Below are 20,606 nucleotides of genomic sequence, written 5' to 3' on the forward strand. Positions count from 1 at the left end.
NCGCACCGGGTGGGCCATCGGGCCGCCGTCCTCGGGGAACTGGGCGTTGCGCAGGATGCGCACCTCCTCGATCCGCTTCACCGCCGGGCTGGTCATCGCCGCGGAGAACTCCTGGTCGCGAAAGACGGTCAAACCCTCCTTGAGCGAGAGCTGGAACCAGTCGCGGCAGGTGACCCGGTTGCCCGTCCAGTTGTGGAAGTACTCGTGGCCGATGACCCCCTCGATCCCCTGGTAGTCGGCGTCGGTGGCGGTCTCCGGCTTGGCCAGGACGTACTTGGAGTTGAAGACGTTGAGTCCCTTGTTCTCCATCGCCCCGAAGTTGAAGTCGTCCACCGCCACGATCATGTAGATGTCGAGGTCGTACTCCAGACCGAAGGTCTCCTCGTCCCACCGCATCGCGCGCTTGAGCGAGGCCATGGCGTGGCCGCACTTGTCCCGGTTGCGCTCCTCGGTGTAGATGCGCAGGGCCACCGAGCGGCCCGAGGCGGTTTCGTAGCTGTCCTCCACGCAGGCCAGGTCCCCGGCCACCAGGGCGAAGAGGTAGCCCGGCTTGGGGAAGGGGTCCTCCCAGGTGGCGAAGTGGCGGCCCCCCTCCAGGTCGCCGCTCCCGACGAGATTGCCGTTGGCCAGCAGGACCGGGAACTTGACCCGGTCGGCGGCGAGCGTGGTCGAGAAGCGGGCCAGCACGTCGGGGCGGTCGGGGTAGTAGGTGATCTTGCGGAAGCCCTGGGCCTCGCACTGGGTGCAGAAGTTGCCCCCCGAGACGTAAAGCCCCTCCAGGGAGGTGTTCTCCGCGGGGCGGATCGCCGTGGTCACCTCCAGCGCGAAGGCCTGCGGCGGGTCGGGCAGGGGCAAGGTCAGGGTCTCCTCGTCGAGGCGATACTCGGCGGGGTCGAGCTCCCGGCCGTCCAGGCGCACGTTGAGCAGGCGCAGCTCCTCGCCGTTCAGCACGAGGGGCCCGCCGGCCCCGGCCGGGTTGCGGCGCAGGGCGAGGCGCGAGCGGACCAGGGTCGTCTCCTCCGAGAGGTCGAAGTGCAGCTCGATGCTCTCGACGAGGTAGGGCGGGGGGGCGTAGTCGGCGCGGTGGATCGGCTGGGGCGTTTTCTCGGTCATGGCTCTGAATCCTGGGGAAAGGGGGTTGCTGTTCGGCTAAGCGGGGGGGAGACCATATATGAGCGAATGCGAAGGGGCGAAGGTGCCCGCCGGGCCGCTCGCGCCCACCCGGAACCATAGCGCAAACCGGGAAAATTATCAAAGGGATTGATAATACAGGGTTTAATGAGTTCGGCTGCCCACCATTCGATGCCGTGCCAAGGGGGCTGGCGGGACGCTCTCTGTCCAAATGCACAGTCGCGGCACGTCCCAAATGCATCGCATTTTTACGGCTTCCCACGTGGAAGACCTTGGATCCCCGGCGTATAGTAGGAACCATCAAAGGCCTGTTGTGGCAGGCGGGCCGACGAGACGGTTCTTCATCCTTCTCCTTTCCAAAACGATATAGAAAAAAACCTTCTTCAACCTTCCTTCGCGCGTCGTTTCTCCCTCCTGAGCGGCGCGCATTTTTTTTGCCCCCGCCCTTTCCCGTCCTCAGACTAAAGCACCCCCGCAAGGGGACTTTCCGGGGATTATCCGTTGACTTTTGCCCCCCCGCCGTGTACAAGGTTAGAGTTCTAGAATCATATCTTCAGGATGGGACCTTCTCACCTTTTTTCTATTGACCCAAGGAGGATTGAATGAACGGAAAGATCTGCGCACTTCTGGCCGCGCTACTGCTGCTCCTGACGGGGCACTCCCTGGCTGCCAATGTCGGCTACTACGACATGTCTTCACAGCAGGGGGTTAGCTCCCAGGCCGCTGTCATCACCACAGCCGGAGAGACCCCGGTACTGATAACCGACTTGTCCGCCGGGGATTTGGCCGGCATCGACGTGCTGTTCGTCCAGAACCCCAGCAATGGCAGCTATGGCTTTGAATACACCTCCCGCCTCGCGGACATCGAGGCGGCCGTCAACGCCGGGATGGTTCTGATCATCCACGACCGTTACGTCACTGCGGCTGAATCCATCCTGCCCGGCGGGGCGGGATTCACCATCCTCCGCGATTTTACCCACAGCAGAGACATAGACGTCCTTGATGACACCACCCTCGTCACCGACGGCCCCGGCGGGATCATCAACGACACATCTCTGGACCTTGGCACCTCCTCCAGCCACGGCTACACGGAGGCGGCCAGCCTCCCCGGAGACGCGGTCCTTTTGCTGAGCACCACCGACCCGACCCACATCGTCACCTTCGCCTACCCCTTCGGGGCCGGCTGGGTCATCTACTCCACCATTCCCCTCGACTTCTATCTCAATGGGAGTGGCGGGATAAGAACCCAAATGCAGAATTACGCCGCCAACGTGGTGGCCTATGCCGCCAACATTACCCCCTCGTTCCTCGCCGTCACCCCGGCCTCCGGCGACGAGGACACCGCCATTCCCCTCGACATTTCCCTCAACCCCGACTTCCCGGACCTCGGCGACCTAGTCGTTCAGAGCATCGTCATCTCCGGGGTTCCCGACGGCGCATCCCTGTCCGCCGGCATCGACAACGGAGACGGCACCTGGGACCTCACCCTCGCGGAGCTCGACGGCCTGCAACTTTTCCCGCCTGCCGACTCCAACGTCGACATCACCCTGACCGTCACTGCCGAAGCTCTCAACGCCCTGGACGAATTGGTGACCGCCGTCCAGTCGCTCTTTGTCGACCTGATCGGCGTCGCCGACGACCCGACCCTTGCCACCCAGAACACCTTCCCCTTCGGCTTGCAGATTGTCGTACCGGTTGAGATCGAAGCTGAACTCACCGACACCGACAGCTCCGAAACCCTGACCGTCACCATCTCCAACGTCCCGGACGACGCCTTCCTCTCCGCTGGCGTGAACATGGGCGGCGGCAACTGGCTGCTCACCCCCGCCGACCTCAACGGCCTGCGAATCGCCCTGCCCTTCCGGCTGCGCTACTACGTCAAATGGGATCTTGGCGTCGCCGCTACCGCCACGGAGGACGATGGTAGCGCCACGACCCTGATGGACACCATCAAAGTCATCTACCTCGAAGCTTTCATCGACGACGACACCGCAAGCGACGGCAACGACGACGGCACCGTGATCGTAGTCACCACAGACGGCGACAGCGGCGGCGGCTGCTCTCTCGGTGGCGCGGCGGGCATCGACCCGATGTTCCCCCTGCTCGCCTTCGGCGCCCTCGGCTACCTGGTGCGGCGGCGCAAAGACTAGTTTCCATGTGGCATGACAAACAAATCGGGGCAGCCATTCTGGCTGCCCCGTTCTTTTTGGCCGGGCTCTACCTGGTCCACCCGGTCCCGCTCGATCTGTCGTGGCCCCTGCGGGAACCGGCCCGCTTCCTCCTGCCCGCCCTCGCCTACCCTGTTCTGGAGGAGGCCGCCTTCCGCGGCCTGATCCAGGGGGAACTGGTGAAACGCCCCTTCGGACGCCGCACCCTGCTCAGCCTGAGCGGGGCCAACTGGGCCGCAAGCGCCCTCTTCGTGGCGGCGCACTTCCTCTACCACTCGCCCCTCTGGGCCCTGGCCGTCCTCGGCCCCTCCCTGCTCTTCGGCCACTTCCGCGACCGTTATGACAGCATCAGGCCCGGCGCCGTCCTTCACGTCCTCTACAACACCGGGTACTTCCTGACCTTCGGGGCCTAGCCCCAAGACCCGGGTTCTCCTTCAGAAGCGACTCACCACGCCGTTCCTCCACGATCACCCCCGACAAGGGTGAGAGCAAGGCCACGGACGGCAGCGGCGCCGCGACGACCCCGCGCGAATGCCCTTGCGACCCTGGCTGTCAATTCCGGAGGTGAGACCTCTCAGCGGGGGCCGATCGAATCCCCCTTCTTCAACTCAAGGATTTCGACAACATGCCTGCCACCCAAAAGCGCTCATCGGCCGGAGCGTCAGCGTTTTCGCCTTTGAGCTCCAGAAAAAACCGCCGAAGACCTTTCCCTGCGCCGGTGACGGACAATGAAGGTAACCGCATGCCCGGTCAGCAATCTCCGCATGAAGATAGAATGGATGGTGGCCTGTGGACCCAACAGAAGATGGAAATAGTCAGGAAGGGGGCCGTTTAGATTTCAAGCAGGAGAGTGGAAAGGCGATGCAAAAAACGTTCGGTCCTAATCATGCGAAAGAAGTCTCGCCGCTCGACGCCGCGGGCCATGGCATGTTACGACAAGCTTGGAATATCGATGCGGCGTTGCGTGGCAGTGGATAATTCCAAACCAAAAGAGCCGCCAGTCATCCTCTCAGCTAGGTCCCTGACACGTTCCATTGACTTTTATCCCCCCGGCGTGTACAAAGTCAGAGTTCTAGAATCGTACCTTCAGGATGGGACCTTCTCACCTTTTTTAATTGAACCAAGGAGGATTGAATGAACGGAAAGATTTGCGCACTACTGGCCGCGCTGGCGCTGCTTCTCGCCCTGCCTGCGACCACCCTGGCCCTGACCGGCGGGCCGGACAGCTTCGGCTACACCTTCATTGACAGCGAAGAGGCCGGCGGCCCGGCCTTCGAGTGGGAGGACATCGCCGCCACCGGCACTCTCCTCCCCCTCGGGGACGACGAGGGTTCGCCCTTTCTCCCCCTTGGCTTCACCTTCAACTTCTACGGGATCGACTACACCGAACTCAAGGTCTCCAGCAACGGCTTTCTCGGGTTCAGCGACTTCCCCTCCTCAGGCTGCTGCTCGGCCGGCTGCTGCTCCGGCGACCCCATCCCGACCGCCGGCGGCAAAATCGACAACCTCATCGCCGGCCTCTGGGACGACCTTGACCCGGCCAACGGTCAGACGAGCATCTACTACGAGACCCTCGGCACCACCCCCAACCGGCGCTTCGTCGTTCAAATCGACGACACCCCCCGCTGGCCCAACACCGGCTCGAACACCTTCCAATACATCCTCTTCGAGGGCAGCAACACCATCGTGGTCAACTACCTCCGCGCCGAGGTGGACAGCAACACATCCATCGGCGTCGAGAACGCCGACGGCACCGTCGGGCTCGCCTACCCCCTGGCTGCCGGAGAGGTCTACACCGACCTGGCGGTCCAGTACTGCACGAACATTGCCTGCGGCGGAGGCGGCGAACCGACCACTCTCAGCACGACCTTCGCTTCCAACAACAGCTTCCAGGGCAACATGTTCGACCTGACCAACGAGTCGGGACAGGCCATCGATCTGACCGGCGCCTTCGAAGGGAACTTCGACGGTGGTGCCACGGGCGAGGTGGAGATCTGGTACCGGGAGGGGACCTTCGTCGGCCATGAGAGCGACCCCGCAGGATGGACCCTACTTGGCCGCGACACACTGGTCTCTAATGGATTCAATGTCCCCACCCCCTTCGACGTCGGCGCCACCCTGACCATCGGCGCCGGCGAGACCGTCGGCATGCTCATGTACCTTGACGGAAGTCGCGGGGGGGTTAATTACACCAACGGTGCCAACAGCTACACCGACGGCACCCTGCGCATCACCACCGGCATCGGCAAGGGCGATACGGCTGCCGAACCGCCCGTCGGCGGAGGCACCTTCACCCCCCGCACCTGGAACGGCACCGTCGAGTACACCACCGGGGACTGCTTCCTCCTGCTCACCAACGCCCGCGGCATGGAGGACACCCCTATCCCCCTCCACATCGCCCTGTCGCCCTGCGCCGCGACCCTGGTCACCCTCGACTCGGTCACCATCTCCAATGTTCCCGCCGGTGCCATCCTCTCGGCCGGCACCGACAACGGCGGCGGCAGCTGGACCCTCATCCCGGCCGAGCTCGCAGGGCTGTCCATCACCCCGCCGGCCAACTCCAACGTTGATTTCACCCTCGAGGTCACAGGCCACGCCACCCGCATTTCTGACAACGAGCCCTGCAACTGCAGTGGCGTCCTCGATGTCGACGTGGTCGGCGTCGCCGACCTGCCCCTGCTCAACGCCAGCAACAGCTTCACCCTCGACTACTACACCGGCGACCTCGACCTGTCTGCCTTCCTCACCGACCTTGACGGCTCCGAGACCCTGGTCGTGACCATAACCGACGTCCCCGCCGGCTCGACCTTCTCCGCCGGCATCGACCACGGCGGCGGCATGTGGACCTTCGACCCCGCCGACCTGCCCGGGCTCAAATTCAAGCCGGCCCAAGCCCAATCGTACAAAGTCAGTTACATGCTGACAATCACCGCCACCGTCACCGAGGACGACGGCGACACCGGTCAGATCGTTCGAACCATCAAGATTCGCGACCTCTCTTTCATCATCAATGATGACGACGGATACGTTGGCGGCAACGACGACGGCACGGTGACCGTGATCACCGTCACCAGCGACGGCGACAGCGGCGGCGGCTGCTCCCTCGGCGGCGCGGCTGGCATCGACCCGATGTTCCCCCTGCTTGCCTTCGGCGCCCTCGGCTACCTGGTGCGGCGGCGCAGAAGCTAGGCTCCATGTGGCATGACAAACAAATCGGGGCAGCCATTCTGGCTGCCCCGTTCTTTTTGGCCGGGCTCTATCTCCTCCACCCGGTCCCGCTCGACCTGTCCTGGCCCCTGCGGGAGCCGGCCCGTTTCCTCCTGCCCGCCCTCGCCTACCCGGTGCTGGAAGAGGCCGCCTTCCGCGGCCTGATCCAGGGGGAAATGGTGAAACGCCCCTTCGGAGGCCGCACCCTTCTCGGCCTGAGCGGGGCCAACTGGCTCACCAGCGCCCTCTTCGTGGCGGCACACTACCTCTACCACCCGCCCCTCTGGGCCCTGGCCGTCCTCGGCCCCTCGCTGCTCTTCGGCCACTTCCGCGACCGTTATGACAGCATCAGGCCCGGCACCATCCTTCACGTCCTCTACAACGCCGGGTACTTCCTGATCTTCGGGGCCTGAACCTTCGCCCTGCGGAGGCGGCCTCAAACCAGGACCCGATCCCCCTCAAGGTCTATTCTGATCAGCATTGATCTTCCGTGGGGCCCTTCTCCCTGAGGGAGAGGGAAACCTTTTCAGATCACCGCAATACTGACACTAATCTGCAAATCTATTTCCCCATCCCCTCTTTCCGCATTGCCACCACCCTCTCCAGCAGTTGCCGCACGGCGGCATCGTCCGGAGCAAACCGTAGCGCCAGACGCAGGTGCTCCTCCGCCTTCACGTACCGCCCCATCCCCATATACGCCCCGCCGAGCCCCTGATGCGCCTTGGCGTACTCGGGCTTAAGCCGGATGGCGGTCAGGTACTCGGCCGCCGCCTCTTCGAGCCGTCCCAGCCGGTGATAGGCGATGCCGAGGTTGAGGTGGTTCCTCGCCGAGCGAGGAGCGAGGCTGATGGCGACCCGGTACTCGGCGATCCCTTCATCGGTCTTCCCCGCCTGAACAAGGGCGGAGGCGAGGTTCCCGTGCAGCTCGTCGTACCCGGGGTCGAGTTCGAGCCCGAGGCGGTAGTGGCGGAGAGCCATGTCGAGTTTTCCCAGGCGATGGTAGGCGACGCCCAGGTTGTTGCTCAGGTAGGCGCTCCCGGGCCGCAGGCGCGAAGCGATCTTGAACTCGCCCAGGGCCCTCTCGAGGTCGCCGCGACCGAGGAGCACCTCCCCGTATTCGCTGTGGGTCCGGGCCTTCTGAGGCGATTTGACGACCGCATCGCCCCAGAGGGTCGCCGGGTCCGCCCACACCTGGTTGCGCATGAAGGCGGCGGCGCCGAGGGCGAGGACCACCGCGGCCACCCCGATGACCCACGCCTTTTCAGGAATCCTGCGACGAAGCGCACCGGCACCGGCGGCGAGGGCGAGAGCGACCCCCGCCATGGGAAGGTAAAGGCGATGCTCGAACATGAGATCCCGAATGGGGATAACGCTCGACTCCACGGAAAGAGCGAGAAAGAAAAAGACGATGCCGAAGCCCGCCAAGCGACAGGCCGGGTTCGGGGCCCGATCGCCGGCAGGTGACTCCCCGTCCCCGGCGCGCACCCTGTAAAGCCACAGGGCAAGGCCGAGAAGGGCCGTGAGAAGAAGGAAGGGGAAGAAGACCTTCGGAGCAAAGAACGTGTCGTAGATCGCCTGATCGTGATCGATGTTCTGGCCGAGGGGGAGGAAAATCATCCCGACGTATTTGGCGACAACGGCGAACTGGGTCAGCAGGTAATCGGATCGACTGATCGCATCGGTCTCCCGGGCCAGCCTGTCCACGCTGGAGAGGAGTTCCCCCAGGGGCCTCTGCCCTCCCACAAAAGTGAGGCACGCTCCTCCTGTCAGCAGAGCAAAGGGGACCAGGGCCATGATCCGTCGCCGGATGCCGCCCCGGAAGAAGGAGAACTCACAGAGAATCACGGCCAGGGGAAGGGTGAATGCGATCTCCTTGGTCGAGAGCGCCGCCCCGGCTGCGAGAAAAGAGAGCAGGAAGAGAAACCAGGTCCTGACCCTGCGCGAACCGTCGGCCTCCTGCCCGAGTCGGGCCCGCAGATAGAAGACCAGAGCGAGCAGGTAGAAGAGAGTCGCGAGAGAGGCGAAGCGCTGGACGACGTAGGTGACGGCCTGTGTCTGGAGAGGATGAAGGACGAAGATCAGCCCTGCGAGGCAGGCGACCGCGCCGCCCTCCACTGTTTTAGCTCCCCCGCCCATCAGGGATGTTCGGGCGATCGATCGACAGAGGGCGTAGACGAGCAGGGCGCAGAGGAGGTGGATCGCCAGGTTGACGACATGGTAACCGGAGACCTCGAGACCGCCTCCGCGGTAATTCAGGGCAAAACTCAAAAAGCCGAGAAAGCGTCTCGGGTTGGAATCCCAGCCGGCTCCGCCGACAAAGTTTCCGAGATCCTTGATGACCGGGTTGTCGACAATGGCGTACTTGTCGTCGAAGACGAAGGGCGCGCCGAAGGTGTTGGCGTAGGCGGCGAGGCCGGCCAGGGCGATCAGCAGGATGTGCCAGGCAGTTCTCTTCATGGAGCACAGGATACAGGTTTTATCGGAGCATGGCACCAAAGAAAAAAAAAGGGCCGCCCGAAGGCGGCCCTTGCATTGCAGAATAGTTCTTCGTTCGAAACCTTACTCGGTCACGAACTCGGGACCAGGAGCGATCCGGGTAAGAGGATCGTTGATGTCACCGCCAGCGAATTCGCTGTAGAAGTAGGGGAACTGGGGAGTAACCCTATCCCCGAGCTCCAGCTCGCCTGCAGTGAGGTCGAACACCACGGTCAGAACCAGCCCGCTGGCGCTGAGGGTCGCGCCGTTGCCGGCCACGGTGGCAGCAAAGGCGTTGACCCCAACAGTGTCCTCGAGGAAGACGAACTGGGCATCAACCTGGGCCCCGGTCAGGGTGGTGACACCGGCGGCGAGGCCGAAGGTCACTTCCATGTCGAGGGGCTGGTTGAAGGAGTAGACCAGCGAGAAGGTATCGTCCGTGCCAGCGACGAAGTCCGGGCTGTTGGTGGTGAGGGTGAGGGCACCGAGGATGTCAACAGCGGCGAACTCGGGAGTCGCCACGACGCCGGTGAAGTCTTCCCAGGCGTTCCCCTCGAGGTCCTCGATCACGTCGGTGTTGAGAATGGCGTGGTTGAGGGCGCCGGCACCGCCGACGGCGTTGTAAGCCGCCTCAGCGTAGGCATAGTCCTCGGAGAAGAGGGTGGCCCGGCTGAAGTCCCCGGCGAGAGGAGCAGCGAGGTTCTCGAAGGGAATGTTGAGCGTCAGGCCGTCGACGCTCAGAGTGGTGTCGGCGAGGCTGATGACCGCGAAGTCCATGGCGTCGTCGGGGCTGGTCAGGACGACGAAGTCCGAGTCGGTAGGGGCAATCGCTTCGTTGAAGACGATGGTCAGACCGTCGTCGTCGAGGTAGGACAGGGTGACGAAAGGAGGCATGCGGTCGTCGATCACCACCCGGGCGTTGGCGCAGGTGGAAGCCACGTTGCCGGCTTCGTCAGCCACGGCGTCGGTGAAGTCGATGACGGCGTCGTCGTCGATGTTGGCGAAGGTGATGACGTTTTCGACAACCAGGGTCACCAGGTCGCGGTCCGCGTCATGGCCGAAGGTGTCGCCGTCGTCCTGCTGGAGGACGTCGTTGAGGGAAGTCGGCTCGGCGATCATGCCGACAGTGCCGTCGTAGCCGGCCACGATGGCGGCGCCGTCGGTCACGCTGATGTTCTCGGAGAAGGCCACGCCGACAACGCGGGAGAAGTCGTCCCAAGCGATGAAGGAGGTGGCGTCGTAGATGTCGGCTTCGAACTGGAACTCGTCGCCGACGACGTCGACATCGGGATCGTTGATGCCGTTGGCATCGTAGAGGCCGCGGATTTCAGCGGGCTCGGTGATGGAAGGAGCGGCAGCCTGGTCAGCGAGGAGACGGGGGGTGACCGGGAAGATGGGGGTGCCGCCCTCGGTGACGAGCAGGGTGCTCTCGCCGGAGAGCTCGGCGCCGTCGCCGTAAGCGTCGTCGCCGCTCACGCCGCCGGTGGTGACGGTGTTGCCGAAGCCGTAGCCGTTCTGGAGAACGGTGGTGGGCTCGACGATGTCAGCGATGATGATGCAAACCTCGGTCCCTTCGAAACCGAAGTCGTCCATGGGGGTGATGCAGACCTCGTCGCCGATGGCGAAGCCGGTCAGGTCCATGGTCACGAGGTCGCCAGAAGCGGAAGCTTCGAAGTCACCGCTCTGGGTGGGGCCGTTGGTGCCAGTCTGGGACAGGGCGATGACGGGGGTGCCGCCGATGACGCCCAGGTCCACAGAGGGAACGCCGGCGGTCAGCTCGATGAGGCCGTCATCGCTGTCGGTGTAGTAGATGCCGTAGCCGCTGGCGTTGGTGGCGGTGAAAGTCAGCTCGGTGGTGGTAACGTCGATGTCGCCGATGCCGCTGAAGGGGTCGGCGTCGTAGAGAGCCTGGAGGCGATCTTCGGCCTCGGGAGCGTTGAGCTGCTCCTCGGCGGTGGGGCAGTTGTCGCCAACCTGCGCGAGGACAGGAGCCTCGGCGTTGGTGTTGGCCTCACGGAAAGTGGCCAGGTTGACCTGGACGTACTGGTTGGCAACCACGGCAGGAGCGGCAGTGATCAGGTCGTAGTCGAGGGCGGCGTTCTCGTCCAGGAAGTTGGTGCCGTCGGTGAAGTCGGCGCGGAGGAGGTAGACGTTGAACTCGATGTCCTGGGCCAGGGCCTCGACGAGGGTCAGGGTCAGGATGTTGCCGTCAACCACGGCGGAGGCCACGTCAACGTAGGCGCCGGTGGTCAGGTCGCGCACGAGAACGGAGTTGGCGGCCACGGTGGCATCGAGGGGCTCGTTGAAGATGAGAACGATGGGCTGGTTGACGCCGTCGATACCCTTGGTGAGCAGGGCACGGTCGGCACCTTCGGCGAAAACGCCGGAAGCCGCAACCACGAAGGGATCGACCTCGTCACCGGCATCGGTGATCTCGCAGATGCTGATGTTGCCCAGGTTGTTGACAACGTCGAAGGTCGAGACATCGGCGACGATGGTGGGGGTTTCGGAGGCGAAATCATCGGTCTCGTAGTTGCCGACGAGCACGTCCAGAGCCGAATCGACGGGCACGCCGGAGACGGTGAAGAAGCCGTCGCTGTTGGTGAAAGCGACGTAGGGGGTGGTCTGGTAGAAGATGTCGTCGCTGCAGGGGTTGCCAGCGCACTCGGTGGCGACGAAGTCAAGGTTGACCTGCAGGTTGGCCAGGGCCTCGCCGGTGTCGCAGTCGCGCAGCCAGCCGGAAACCTCAGCGGCGAGCTCGGGCAGAACGGCGGTCACGGCCTGGGCCACGAAGCCGTCGACGAAGGTCACGACCTTGTTGTTGCCTTCGGAGACGACATCGCTGCCGGCAGCGTCGCCGGTGTAGTCGTTGCTGCCGTCGAACTGGGCGTAGGGATAGGCGGCCACGGTGGCCCCGAGGTAACCGGTGGGGGCGACCACGGTCACGAGGACGGCGGTCATGTCCTCGCTGTAGTAGTCCTGGTCGGCGCCGCGAACGTCAGCCACGGGCACGTCGGCGAAAGCGTACTGGCCGGCGGCGTTGGTGGTGGTGGTCAGGGTGCCGAGGATGCCGACGATCACGCCGGCGAGGGGGTTGCCGTTGCTGTCCACAACAACACCGGCCACGGAACCGACGCCCTGAGCGAGATCGAGATCCTGCCCGGTAGTGGAGGTGGAGGTGGAGGTGGTGTTGGATCCCGCGTCACCGTCGTCCCGGGAACAACCCGAAACAAACAGCACGAGAGACAGGGCACAAACGAGAGTCAATGCCGTTGCCAGTCTAAAGTGTTTGATCATTCTTCGTTTCTCCTTCCTGATTCATACGGATTTCATGCTCCTCCCAGATGTTGCCACAATGCAAACTCTTGAAGCGGACGGACCAGACCTTCAGTTCAAGTTTCGGAGGACCACAAAGCTAGATTTTACTTCCTGCATACATACACATTGCACCTAAAACGCCTCGTCACCTTAGTCTGCCATCAACCCTCCTTTCCCTAATTTGTTTGTCTTCGAGAACACGGAAAACTTTGGCCTTTGCTAGCGTTTTTGACTTCGACCGCGAAATGCCGAACCGAACCGACATCCTCGCGGGTTTGCATTATCCGTACCCAATCACCCTGCGAGCCCACCCGGGAACCGGGACAAATAGCCGCTCGCCGGGGGGTCCGGGCGAGAATAGGAGGAATACTATATAACACAGGGGGGTGTGTCAACACCAAATGCGCCCTTTTTCGGCGCTCTGCTGTCCCATCCCCCGCCGGGGCCTCCCGGCCCTCCCAGGTTGTCGCAAAAAGACGCCATTTGACGCGCCCCTGTGCAAATTTTCGGCAGCGCCGTCATCACGGCACGCCATCTCCCTCTTTAGAACATAACGTCCCATCGCTGGAATCGGTCGCACTATGCACATTCACACATTCTGCGCTTAATACTATTAAGCACCACAAATTGTCAACATCTTTTTCCCAACCCGCCCGAAAAGGCGGGATGCGCGCGACACTCTTTTCATTCGGGCAAAGATAGCGCACTTCCTCTCCATGTCAAGAGGGTCTGGGTGAAAAACCGCCACCGGGCGCTCCCCTCCTTTTCGGACGCCGCCCCCCGCGTCTTTAGCTCCCAGGCTCAAAAAAGTCCCCCGGCCTTTTCTCTTGACACCGTTTCAAACGATTGTTTTAATCAAACGCATGAACTACAGCGGCGAGAAATCCCCCCCCCTCCCGCGCGGAGGCGGCCGTGAGCGAGCCCGGGACCAAGGAACGCATCCTCGACGCGGCGGAGCGGCTCTTCGCCCGCGAGGGCTTCCACACCACCTCCCTGCGGGCGATCACGTCCCGGGCCGGGGCGAACCTCGCGGCGGTCAACTACCACTTCGGCTCCAAGGAAGCCCTTCTGGAGGCGGTCTTCGAGCGCCGCCTGGTTCCTCTCAACCGGGAGCGGCGGGAACGGCTGGAGCAGGTGCTCGAGGCGGCCCGGGAACAGCGGCGCCCGCCCCTGGCCGAAACGGCCCTTCGCGCCTTTATCGAACCGGCCCTGCGCTTTAGCGATTCGAGCCCGGGAGCCCGGGACTTCACCACCCTGGTGGGCCGCGCCCTGACCGAAACCGAAGACACGGTGCGGGACCTCTTCATCGGCCACATGGAACCGGTCTTCATCCTGCTCCTCGAGACCCTGTGCCAGGCCCTTCCCGACCGGCCTAAAAACCTGATCTTCTGGCGCCTGCGCTTCGCCCTGGGGGCTATGAGCCAGGCGATGTGCCCGGCCACCGAAAAAATCCCCGCCCCCGGGATCTACACCGCCTGCGAAACCGAGGAAATTATCGCCATGCTGATACCCTTCGTCAGCGCCGGCATGGAGACACCATGACCGGCCGCCGATGCACCGCCTCGATCCTCCTGGCCGCCCTCGTCATGCTGGCCGGATGCGCCGTGCACCGCCCGCAGGCCATCACCCCTCCCGCCCCCCTGCCGGCTGCCTTCGCCGGGCAGGCAGCGGAGGCGACGCCACCCCTCGGCCCATTGTGGCAGGCCTTCGGCGACCCCCGCCTCGACGCCCTGGTGGTGGAGGCCTTCGCGGGCAACCTGGACCTGGCCGGGGCGGTGGCCCGCCTGGAACAGCTGGAGGCGCTCGCCCGGCAGAGCGCCGCGGCCCGGAGCCCCGTCCTCAACATCGAGGGACGGGCCAGCCGAGACGCCCAGCCGAGTTTCGCCGGGGACTTCACCGGCAACAGCCACTCCCTTTCGCTGGCGGCGGGCTACGAGCCGGACCTCTGGAACAAGCTCAAAAGCCGCACTGCCGCCGCCCGCCTCGAGGCCGAGGCTTCCCGCGAGGAGATCCACGCCCTCTATCTCGGCCTCTCGGCCCGGGTCGCCGACCTGTACTACCTTGCCCTGGAGCAGCGGGCCCAGCTGGAACTGACCGACCGCACCGTGGGCTCCTTCGCCGACACCCTGGAGCGGGTGGAGCGGCGCTACCGGGAGGGCCTGGTTCCGGCCCTCGACATCTACCAGGCCCGCCAGACCCTGGCCGCCGCCCGCGCCCGCAGGCCCCTGTTCGAGGCCAGCCTGGCCTCGGCCGAATACGCCCTGGCGTCGTTGCTGGGACGGTTCCCCGGCCCGCTGCCCGCCGCCGGGCTTCCGGCGTTGCCCGAAGCCCCGGAGGCCTTTCCCGCCGGTCTTCCCTCGCAGCTGCTGGCCCGGCGCCCCGATGTGCGCGCGGCGCTGCGGCGGGTGGAGGCGGCCGACGCCGGGGTGGCGGCGGCGATCGCCGAACGCTTCCCCTCCTTCAACCTGCTCGGCAGTTACGGAACCTCCCGCACCGCCTTCAGCACCGGCATCATCAGCGGAGATTTCTGGGGCATGGCCCTCTCCCTGGCCCAGCCGCTGATCGACGGCGGCCGGCGCAAGGCCGAGGTGGAACGCAGCCGGGCGGCGTTCCGGGAGAGACTGGCCGGTTACCGGCAGAGCGTTCTGAGCGCCTTTCAGGAGGTGGAAGACGCACTGGCCCGCAACCGCGCAACCGAGCAGCGCATCAGCCGGCTTGCCGAGCGGGCGAGCGCCACGGAAGCCTCCCTGCGCCTGTCGACCGAGCGCTACCTGCAGGGGCTTTCAGACTACCTGCCGGTGCTGACCGCCCAGGCCCTGCTGCTCGACGCGGAAGGCCAGTTGCTGGCATCGCGCCGACAGCTGATCGCCGACCGCATCACCCTGGCCCGCGCCCTGGGGGGCAGCTGGATGGAGACCGAATTGGACCATAAACTCAACACCGCCCAAACAGAAGGACAACAGCGATGAGCGCCAAGAACAAGTTCGTCCGCATCGCCCTGCCCCTGATCATCCTGATTGTCGGCTTCGTCGGCATGCGCACCTTGATCAACAGCCGCCAGGCACCGCAGAAGACCACCCCCGAACACCCCGGAGTCCTGGCGGAGGTGATAGCCGTGGAGAGCCGGGAGCGCCAGATCCGGGTTTCCGCCACCGGCACCGTCCAGGCCCGCCAAGAGGCGAGCATCACCCCCCAGGTGAGCGGCCGGGTGACGGGTCTGTCGCCCGACTTCGTCGCCGGCGGCTTTTTCCGAAAAGGGGACCTGCTCTTCGACATCGAGGCGGTGGACTACCAGCTGGCGGTCGACCGGGCGCAGGCCGCCCTGGCCAAGACCGAATACGACCTGGCGACGGTGGAAAGCCAGGCCCGGGTCGCCCGGCAGGAGTGGGACCGGCTGACCCTGGAGGACAAGGGGGAGCCGCCCCCCCTGGCCCTCTACGAACCGCAGATGAAAAACGCGCAGGCGGCGGTGGACGCGGCCCGGGCGGCCCTGGAGCAGTCCCGCCTCGACCTGAAGCGGACCCGCGTCTACGCCCCCTTCAACTGCCGGGTGCGCTCGGAGCAGGCCGACCTGGGCCAGTACGTGCGCGCCGGCGAGGGCGTCGCTGTCATCGCCGGGACCGACAGCGCCGAAGTGGTCGTGCCCCTGCCCCTGGAAGAGCTGCAATGGCTGAACATCCCCGGACCGGGCTCGGGGCAGGCCGGTTCGCCGGCAAGGGTGCGGATGAACGTGGGGGGCAGCACATCCGACTGGGAGGGCCGGGTCGTCCGCTCCCTCGGCGAGGTGGACGCCCGCGGGCGCATGGCCCGGGTGGTGGTGGCGGTAACGGACCCCTACGGCATGGAGGAGACCGCCATGCCGGGCCGCCCCGCCCTGGCGGTGGGGATGTTCGTCGACGTGACCCTGGAGGGCGAAACCCTTCCCTCGGTGATCGCCCTGCCCCGGCGCGCCCTGCACGAGGGCTCCACGGTCTGGGTGGCGGACGATAAGAACCTGCTGCGCTTCCGCACCGTAGAAGTGCTGCGCCTGGAGCAGGACGAAGTCCTGATCGCAGGCGGCCTGGAGAACGGCGCCCGGGTCGTCCTGACGGTCCTGCCGGGCGCGGCCGACGGCATGAGGGTGCGGCCGCTGGACGCGGGTGCCGCGCAATGAAGGGTGCCGTCCGGTGGATGACCACCAACCATGTGGCCGCCAACCTGCTGATGCTGGTCCTCATCATCGGCGGGCTGCTGCAGGGCCCCTCGGTCACCCAGGAGGTCTTCCCCGAAGTCTCCCTGGACCGCATCCAGGTCTCGGTGGCCTACCCGGGGGCGGGCCCCGAGGAGGTCGAGGACGGCATCCTGCTGGTGGTCGAAGACAGCCTGACCGGGGTCGACGGCATCAAGGAGATCACCGCCACCGCCGCCGAAGGCTTCGGCACGGTCACCGCCGAGATCCTCACCGGGGAAGACCCTGACCGCGTGCTGCAGGACATCAAGAGCGAGGTGGACCGCATCACCACCTTCCCCGAGGACGCCGAGAAGGCGGTCATCAGCAAAATGCTCAACCGCCGGGAGGTCATCTCGGTGGTGGTCTACGGCGACGCACCTGAGCGCAGCATCCGCGAGCAGGCAGAAGGCATCCGCGACGAGTTGCTGGCCCTGTCCGGGATCACCCAGGTCGACCTGGGAGGGGTGCGCCCCTACGAGATCTCCATCGAGATCCCCGAGGACAACCTGCGCCGCTACAACCTGACCCTGGACCAGGCGGCGGCCGCGGTGCGCCGGGCCTCCCTCGACCTGCCGGGCGGCACCATCAAGACCGCCGGTGGGCAGATCCTGCTGCGCACCAAGGAGCGCCGCTACTGGGGGCCGGAATACGCCGACATCACCGTGGTGTCCGCCGAGGACGGCACCCGGGTGCGCCTGGGCGACATCGGCCAGGTGAAAGACACCTTCCGCGACACCGACGAGTTCGCCCGCTTCGACGGCAAGCCGGCGGCGATGGTCAAGGTCTTCCGGGTGGGCGAGCAGAAGCCGATCGAGATTTCCGAGACGGTTCGGGACTACGTGGAGCAGAAGCGCCTCTCGCTCCCGACATCGCTGCAGCTGGCCACATGGAACGACACCTCGGAGCTCTTCGCAAGCCGCATGAACCTGCTCACCAAGAACGCGGCCATCGGGCTCTCCCTGGTCCTGATCGTCCTCGGCCTGTTCCTGGAGATCCGCCTCGCCCTGTGGGTCATGCTCGGCATCCCCATCTCCTTCTTCGGCACCCTCCTGCTCATGCCCCTGCTCGGCGTTTCGATCAACATGATCTCCCTGTTCGCCTTCATCCTCGCCCTGGGTATCCTGGTGGACGACGCCATCGTGGTCGGCGAGAACATCTACGAGCAACGCCAGCGGGGCAAGCCCTACGTGCGGGCCGCCCTCGACGGCGCCCTCGAGGTGGCCGTCCCGGTGACCTTCTCCATCCTGACGACGGTGACGGCCTTCCTCCCCCTGGTTTTCGTCACCGGGATGATGGGCAAATTCATCAAGGTCATCCCCCTCGTCGTCATCACCCTGCTGCTGGTCTCCCTGGTCGAGTCGCTCCTCGTCCTCCCGGCGCACCTGGCCCTCGGCGGGCCGCGCGAGGCACCGGGAGGCCTGCTCGGAGTCATCGACCGCAACCGCCGGCGCTTCGGCAACGGGATGGACCGCTTCATCGCCGGGCCCTACCGCCGGCTGCTCGAACTGAACCTGCGCTTGCGCTACGCCAGCGTGGCGGTGGGCCTGGCCGCCCTGATGCTCACCCTCGGGGTGGTCCGAGGCGGCGTGGTCAAATTCACCTTCATGCCGGAGGTGGACGGGGATATCATCACCGCCTCCCTGCAGATGCCCCAGGGCACGCCGGTGGAGGAGACCGACCGCATCCAGCGCTTCATCGTCGCCAAGGCCCGGGAGGTGATCGCCGAGTACGACCGGGAGAGGCCGGCCGGCGACTCGGTGCTGCGCAGCATCTATGCCGTCTCCGGATCGACCATCGCCGGCGGCGGGCCCGGAGGCGGGCAGAGCGATTCGGGATCCCACCTGGGGGATATCGCGCTGCTGCTCGCCAAGAGCGAAGAGCGCGGCATCCCGGCCACCGAGATCGCGGGGCGCTGGCGGAAGGCGGTGGGGGAGATTCCCGGGACCGAGTCCTTCGCCCTCTCATCCAACCTGGTTCACATGGGGGCCAACATCGACGTCCGCCTCGCTCACGAGGACTTCGCCACCCTCGACCGCGCGTCCAACCGGATCCGGGAGGCCCTGGCGGCCTATCCGGGGGTGAGCGGCATCCAGGACACCTACGCGCGGGGCAAGCGGGAGGTCAAGCTGCGCCTGACTCCCGAGGCCCGCACCCTGGGGATAACCGAGGAGGATCTCGGCCGCCAGGTGCGCGGCGCTTTCTACGGCGCCGAGGCGCTGCGCCTGCAGCGGGGGCGCAACGAGGTCAAGGTCATGGTCCGGTATCCCGAAGAGGAGCGCGAAAGCCTCTTTGCCCTTGAGAGGATGCGCATCCGCACCCCGGCCGGCGGCGAGGTTCCCCTCGGGCGGGCCGCCTCCGTCGAGGAGGGCCAGGGCTTTTCCGAGGTCCACCGCAGCGACCGCAAGCGGGTCATCAACGTCACCGCCAGCGTCGACAGCAAGACCGCCAACGCGGGCGAGATCCTGAACGACCTGAAGGCGGGGCTGCTGCCGGAGCTGGCCGCCGACTACCCGGGGCTGAGCTTCGACCTCGAGGGGGAGGAGAAGGAGCGCCGGGATTCGATGGGGAGCATGGCCAACGGATTCAAGCTGGCGCTGGTGGCGATCTTCGCCCTGCTGGCCATCCCCTTCCGCTCCTACACTCAGCCGCTGCTGATCATGGCCGCCATTCCCTTCGGCATGATCGGGGCGGTGCTCGGCCACATCATCATGGGCTTCAACCTGAGCATTCTCTCCATGTTCGGCATCGTGGCCCTGTCCGGGGTGGTGGTCAACGACTCCCTGCTCCTCATCGACCAGGCCAACCGCAACCGCCGCGCCGGGCCAGGCTCGCACCAGGCCCTGCTCGACGCCGGGCAGCGCCGCTTCCGGCCGATCCTGCTGACCTCCCTGACGACCTTCTTCGGCCTCGCGCCGATGATCCTCGAGACGAGCGTGCAGGCCCAGTTCCTGATCCCCATGGCGATCAGCCTCGGCTTCGGCATCCTCTTCGCGACCGGCATCACCCTGCTGCTCGTCCCCGCCCTCTACCTGGTGTTGGAGGACGTGCGCGGCCTGTTCGGGCTGAAAGCGGGCCATGCCGGCCACCCCGAAACCCGGGAGGGCCGGCCCCAAGGGGTTGAATAGCAGAGGCGCGGAAGGGCAGAGAAGGACCCAAGGGGTAAAGAACTGAAAATCTGCCGCATTCGATCTTCTCTTTGCGCCTTGCATCCCCCCTTTTGCGCCTCTGGGTTAACATTTTTGTTTTGATTACAGGGGCGCAGCGCCCACGGAGTCACCGATGTCGACGAGCGCAGAGCGCCTCTTTGGAAAGATCCGCAAACTGACCGGCAAGGCGGTCGGCGACTTCAACCTCATCGAGGAGGGGGACCGCATCGCCGTGGCGGTCTCCGGCGGGAAGGATTCCTACGCCCTGCTGCACGTCCTGGAAGGCCTGCGCCGACGCGCCCCGATCCGGTACGAACTCGTGGCGGTGAACGTCCATCCCGGCTTTCCCGGCTACCGCTCCGAGGTCATCGCCGGGCACCTGAAGGAGAGCGGCTTCGCCTTTCACATGGAGGAGACCGACTGCCGGAGCATCATCGAGGAGAAGCTGCGGCCGGGCAGCTCCTACTGCGCCTTCTGCGCCCGGCTGCGCCGCGGAGTCCTCTACACCGTGGCCGACCGGCTCGGCTGCAACAAGATCGCCCTTGGACACCACCTCGACGATTTCATCGAGACCCTGCTGCTCAACCAGTTCTACGTCGGCACCCTGGCGGCGATGAGCCCCAAGCTGCTCGCCGACAACGGCAGGCACACGGTGATCCGCCCCATGGTCTACGTGGAGGAGGAAGTCATCGCCGAGCTGGCCCGCCGGAGCGGCTATCCCGTGGTCGGCTGCGCCTGCCCGGCCTGCGGCACCGGCGACCAGAAGCGCCAGCGCATGAAGGCCCTCATCCGGGAAATGGCCGCCGAGAACCCCCAGCTGAAGCGCAGCCTGCTCGGCGCCCTGGGCAACGTCCACCCCCGCCACCTGCTGGACAAGCGGCTCAAGACATTCTGAGACTGGCGACAGCGCAAATCTTCGTTAGACTTGGGAGGCGGCATACGAGGGGGGAC

12 protein-coding genes and 1 pseudogene are annotated in these 20,606 nt (G+C 65.4%); 10 read left to right on the forward strand and 3 right to left on the reverse strand.

Features of this window, described 5'->3' with window-relative positions; all coding sequences use genetic code 11:
* Nucleotide 1: 1 nt before the first annotated feature.
* Nucleotides 2–1,113, reverse strand: a pseudogene (locus tag C0617_RS04185) (M1 family aminopeptidase); the annotation flags it as partial.
* A 620-nt stretch (nucleotides 1,114–1,733) separates the two neighbouring features.
* Here C0617_RS04185 and C0617_RS04190 point away from each other — a divergent pair.
* The 5 genes from C0617_RS04190 to mrtJ (C0617_RS04210) all read left to right on the forward strand — a co-directional run bounded on the left by C0617_RS04190 (nucleotide 1,734) and on the right by mrtJ (C0617_RS04210) (nucleotide 6,919).
* Complete coding sequence (locus C0617_RS04190; RefSeq protein WP_291315761.1) at nucleotides 1,734–3,281, forward strand: JDVT-CTERM domain-containing protein; 1,548 nt, start codon at nucleotides 1,734–1,736, stop codon at nucleotides 3,279–3,281.
* Between the two features lie 5 nt (nucleotides 3,282–3,286).
* Complete coding sequence (gene mrtJ, locus C0617_RS04195) at nucleotides 3,287–3,712, forward strand: JDVT-CTERM system glutamic-type intramembrane protease (RefSeq protein WP_291315762.1); 426 nt, start codon at nucleotides 3,287–3,289, stop codon at nucleotides 3,710–3,712.
* 376 nt (nucleotides 3,713–4,088) lie between these two features.
* Nucleotides 4,089–4,277, forward strand: a complete 189-nt coding sequence (locus C0617_RS04200) for a hypothetical protein (protein WP_291315763.1) — start codon at nucleotides 4,089–4,091, stop codon at nucleotides 4,275–4,277.
* 156 nt (nucleotides 4,278–4,433) lie between these two features.
* A complete protein-coding gene (locus C0617_RS04205; protein ID WP_291315764.1) occupies nucleotides 4,434–6,488 on the forward strand; it encodes a JDVT-CTERM domain-containing protein in 2,055 nt (684 codons plus the stop codon).
* Nucleotides 6,489–6,493: 5 nt separating this feature from the next.
* Complete coding sequence (mrtJ, locus tag C0617_RS04210; RefSeq protein WP_291315765.1) at nucleotides 6,494–6,919, forward strand: JDVT-CTERM system glutamic-type intramembrane protease; 426 nt, start codon at nucleotides 6,494–6,496, stop codon at nucleotides 6,917–6,919.
* A 148-nt stretch (nucleotides 6,920–7,067) separates the two neighbouring features.
* On the opposite strand, the gene C0617_RS04215 is transcribed toward mrtJ (C0617_RS04210), so the two are convergent.
* Nucleotides 7,068–8,963, reverse strand: coding sequence for a tetratricopeptide repeat protein (locus C0617_RS04215; RefSeq protein WP_291315766.1), 1,896 nt, complete (start codon nucleotides 8,961–8,963; stop codon nucleotides 7,068–7,070).
* Between the two features lie 102 nt (nucleotides 8,964–9,065).
* Nucleotides 9,066–12,278: a hypothetical protein gene (locus C0617_RS04220; protein ID WP_291315767.1), complete on the reverse strand. Its 3,213-nt coding sequence runs from the start codon at nucleotides 12,276–12,278 to the stop codon at nucleotides 9,066–9,068.
* Between the two features lie 933 nt (nucleotides 12,279–13,211).
* On the opposite strand from C0617_RS04220, the gene C0617_RS04225 reads away from it, so the two are divergent.
* The 5 genes from C0617_RS04225 (at nucleotide 13,212) to ttcA (ending at nucleotide 20,550) form a co-directional block, all read left to right on the forward strand.
* Nucleotides 13,212–13,841, forward strand: a complete 630-nt coding sequence (locus C0617_RS04225; protein ID WP_291315768.1) for a TetR/AcrR family transcriptional regulator — start codon at nucleotides 13,212–13,214, stop codon at nucleotides 13,839–13,841.
* Entirely contained in the window at nucleotides 13,838–15,268 is a 1,431-nt protein-coding gene (locus tag C0617_RS04230; RefSeq protein WP_291315769.1) for an efflux transporter outer membrane subunit, read from the forward strand. The genes C0617_RS04225 and C0617_RS04230 overlap by 4 nt, the downstream gene beginning before the upstream one ends.
* Nucleotides 15,265–16,452: an efflux RND transporter periplasmic adaptor subunit gene (locus C0617_RS04235; RefSeq protein ID WP_291315770.1), complete on the forward strand. Its 1,188-nt coding sequence runs from the start codon at nucleotides 15,265–15,267 to the stop codon at nucleotides 16,450–16,452. The genes C0617_RS04230 and C0617_RS04235 overlap by 4 nt, the downstream gene beginning before the upstream one ends.
* A 17-nt stretch (nucleotides 16,453–16,469) precedes the next feature.
* Complete coding sequence (locus C0617_RS04240) at nucleotides 16,470–19,634, forward strand: efflux RND transporter permease subunit (protein WP_291315771.1); 3,165 nt, start codon at nucleotides 16,470–16,472, stop codon at nucleotides 19,632–19,634.
* 154 nt (nucleotides 19,635–19,788) lie between these two features.
* The gene (ttcA, locus tag C0617_RS04245) at nucleotides 19,789–20,550 is read left to right on the forward strand and encodes a tRNA 2-thiocytidine(32) synthetase TtcA (protein ID WP_291315772.1); all 762 of its coding nucleotides are present in this window, start codon (nucleotides 19,789–19,791) and stop codon (nucleotides 20,548–20,550) included.
* Nucleotides 20,551–20,606 lie beyond the last annotated feature (56 nt).

Source organism: Desulfuromonas sp. (assembly GCF_002868845.1).
Taxonomy (GTDB): domain Bacteria; phylum Desulfobacterota; class Desulfuromonadia; order Desulfuromonadales; family BM501; genus BM501.

What these genes read in the sequence shown, in the direction of transcription:
- C0617_RS04190 (WP_291315761.1), top strand. Translation starts at nt 1,734, where the DNA reads ATGAACGGAAAGATCTGCGCACTTCTGGCCGCGCTACTGCTGCTCCTG.
- mrtJ (WP_291315762.1), top strand. Translation starts at nt 3,287, where the DNA reads ATGTGGCATGACAAACAAATCGGGGCAGCCATTCTGGCTGCCCCGTTC.
- C0617_RS04240 (WP_291315771.1), top strand. Translation starts at nt 16,470, where the DNA reads ATGACCACCAACCATGTGGCCGCCAACCTGCTGATGCTGGTCCTCATC.
- C0617_RS04220 (WP_291315767.1), bottom strand. Translation starts at nt 12,278, where the DNA reads ATGATCAAACACTTTAGACTGGCAACGGCATTGACTCTCGTTTGTGCC.
- C0617_RS04215 (WP_291315766.1), bottom strand. Translation starts at nt 8,963, where the DNA reads ATGAAGAGAACTGCCTGGCACATCCTGCTGATCGCCCTGGCCGGCCTC.
- C0617_RS04235 (WP_291315770.1), top strand. Translation starts at nt 15,265, where the DNA reads ATGAGCGCCAAGAACAAGTTCGTCCGCATCGCCCTGCCCCTGATCATC.
- C0617_RS04205 (WP_291315764.1), top strand. Translation starts at nt 4,434, where the DNA reads ATGAACGGAAAGATTTGCGCACTACTGGCCGCGCTGGCGCTGCTTCTC.
- ttcA (WP_291315772.1), top strand. Translation starts at nt 19,789, where the DNA reads ATGTCGACGAGCGCAGAGCGCCTCTTTGGAAAGATCCGCAAACTGACC.
- C0617_RS04230 (WP_291315769.1), top strand. Translation starts at nt 13,838, where the DNA reads ATGACCGGCCGCCGATGCACCGCCTCGATCCTCCTGGCCGCCCTCGTC.
- mrtJ (WP_291315765.1), top strand. Translation starts at nt 6,494, where the DNA reads ATGTGGCATGACAAACAAATCGGGGCAGCCATTCTGGCTGCCCCGTTC.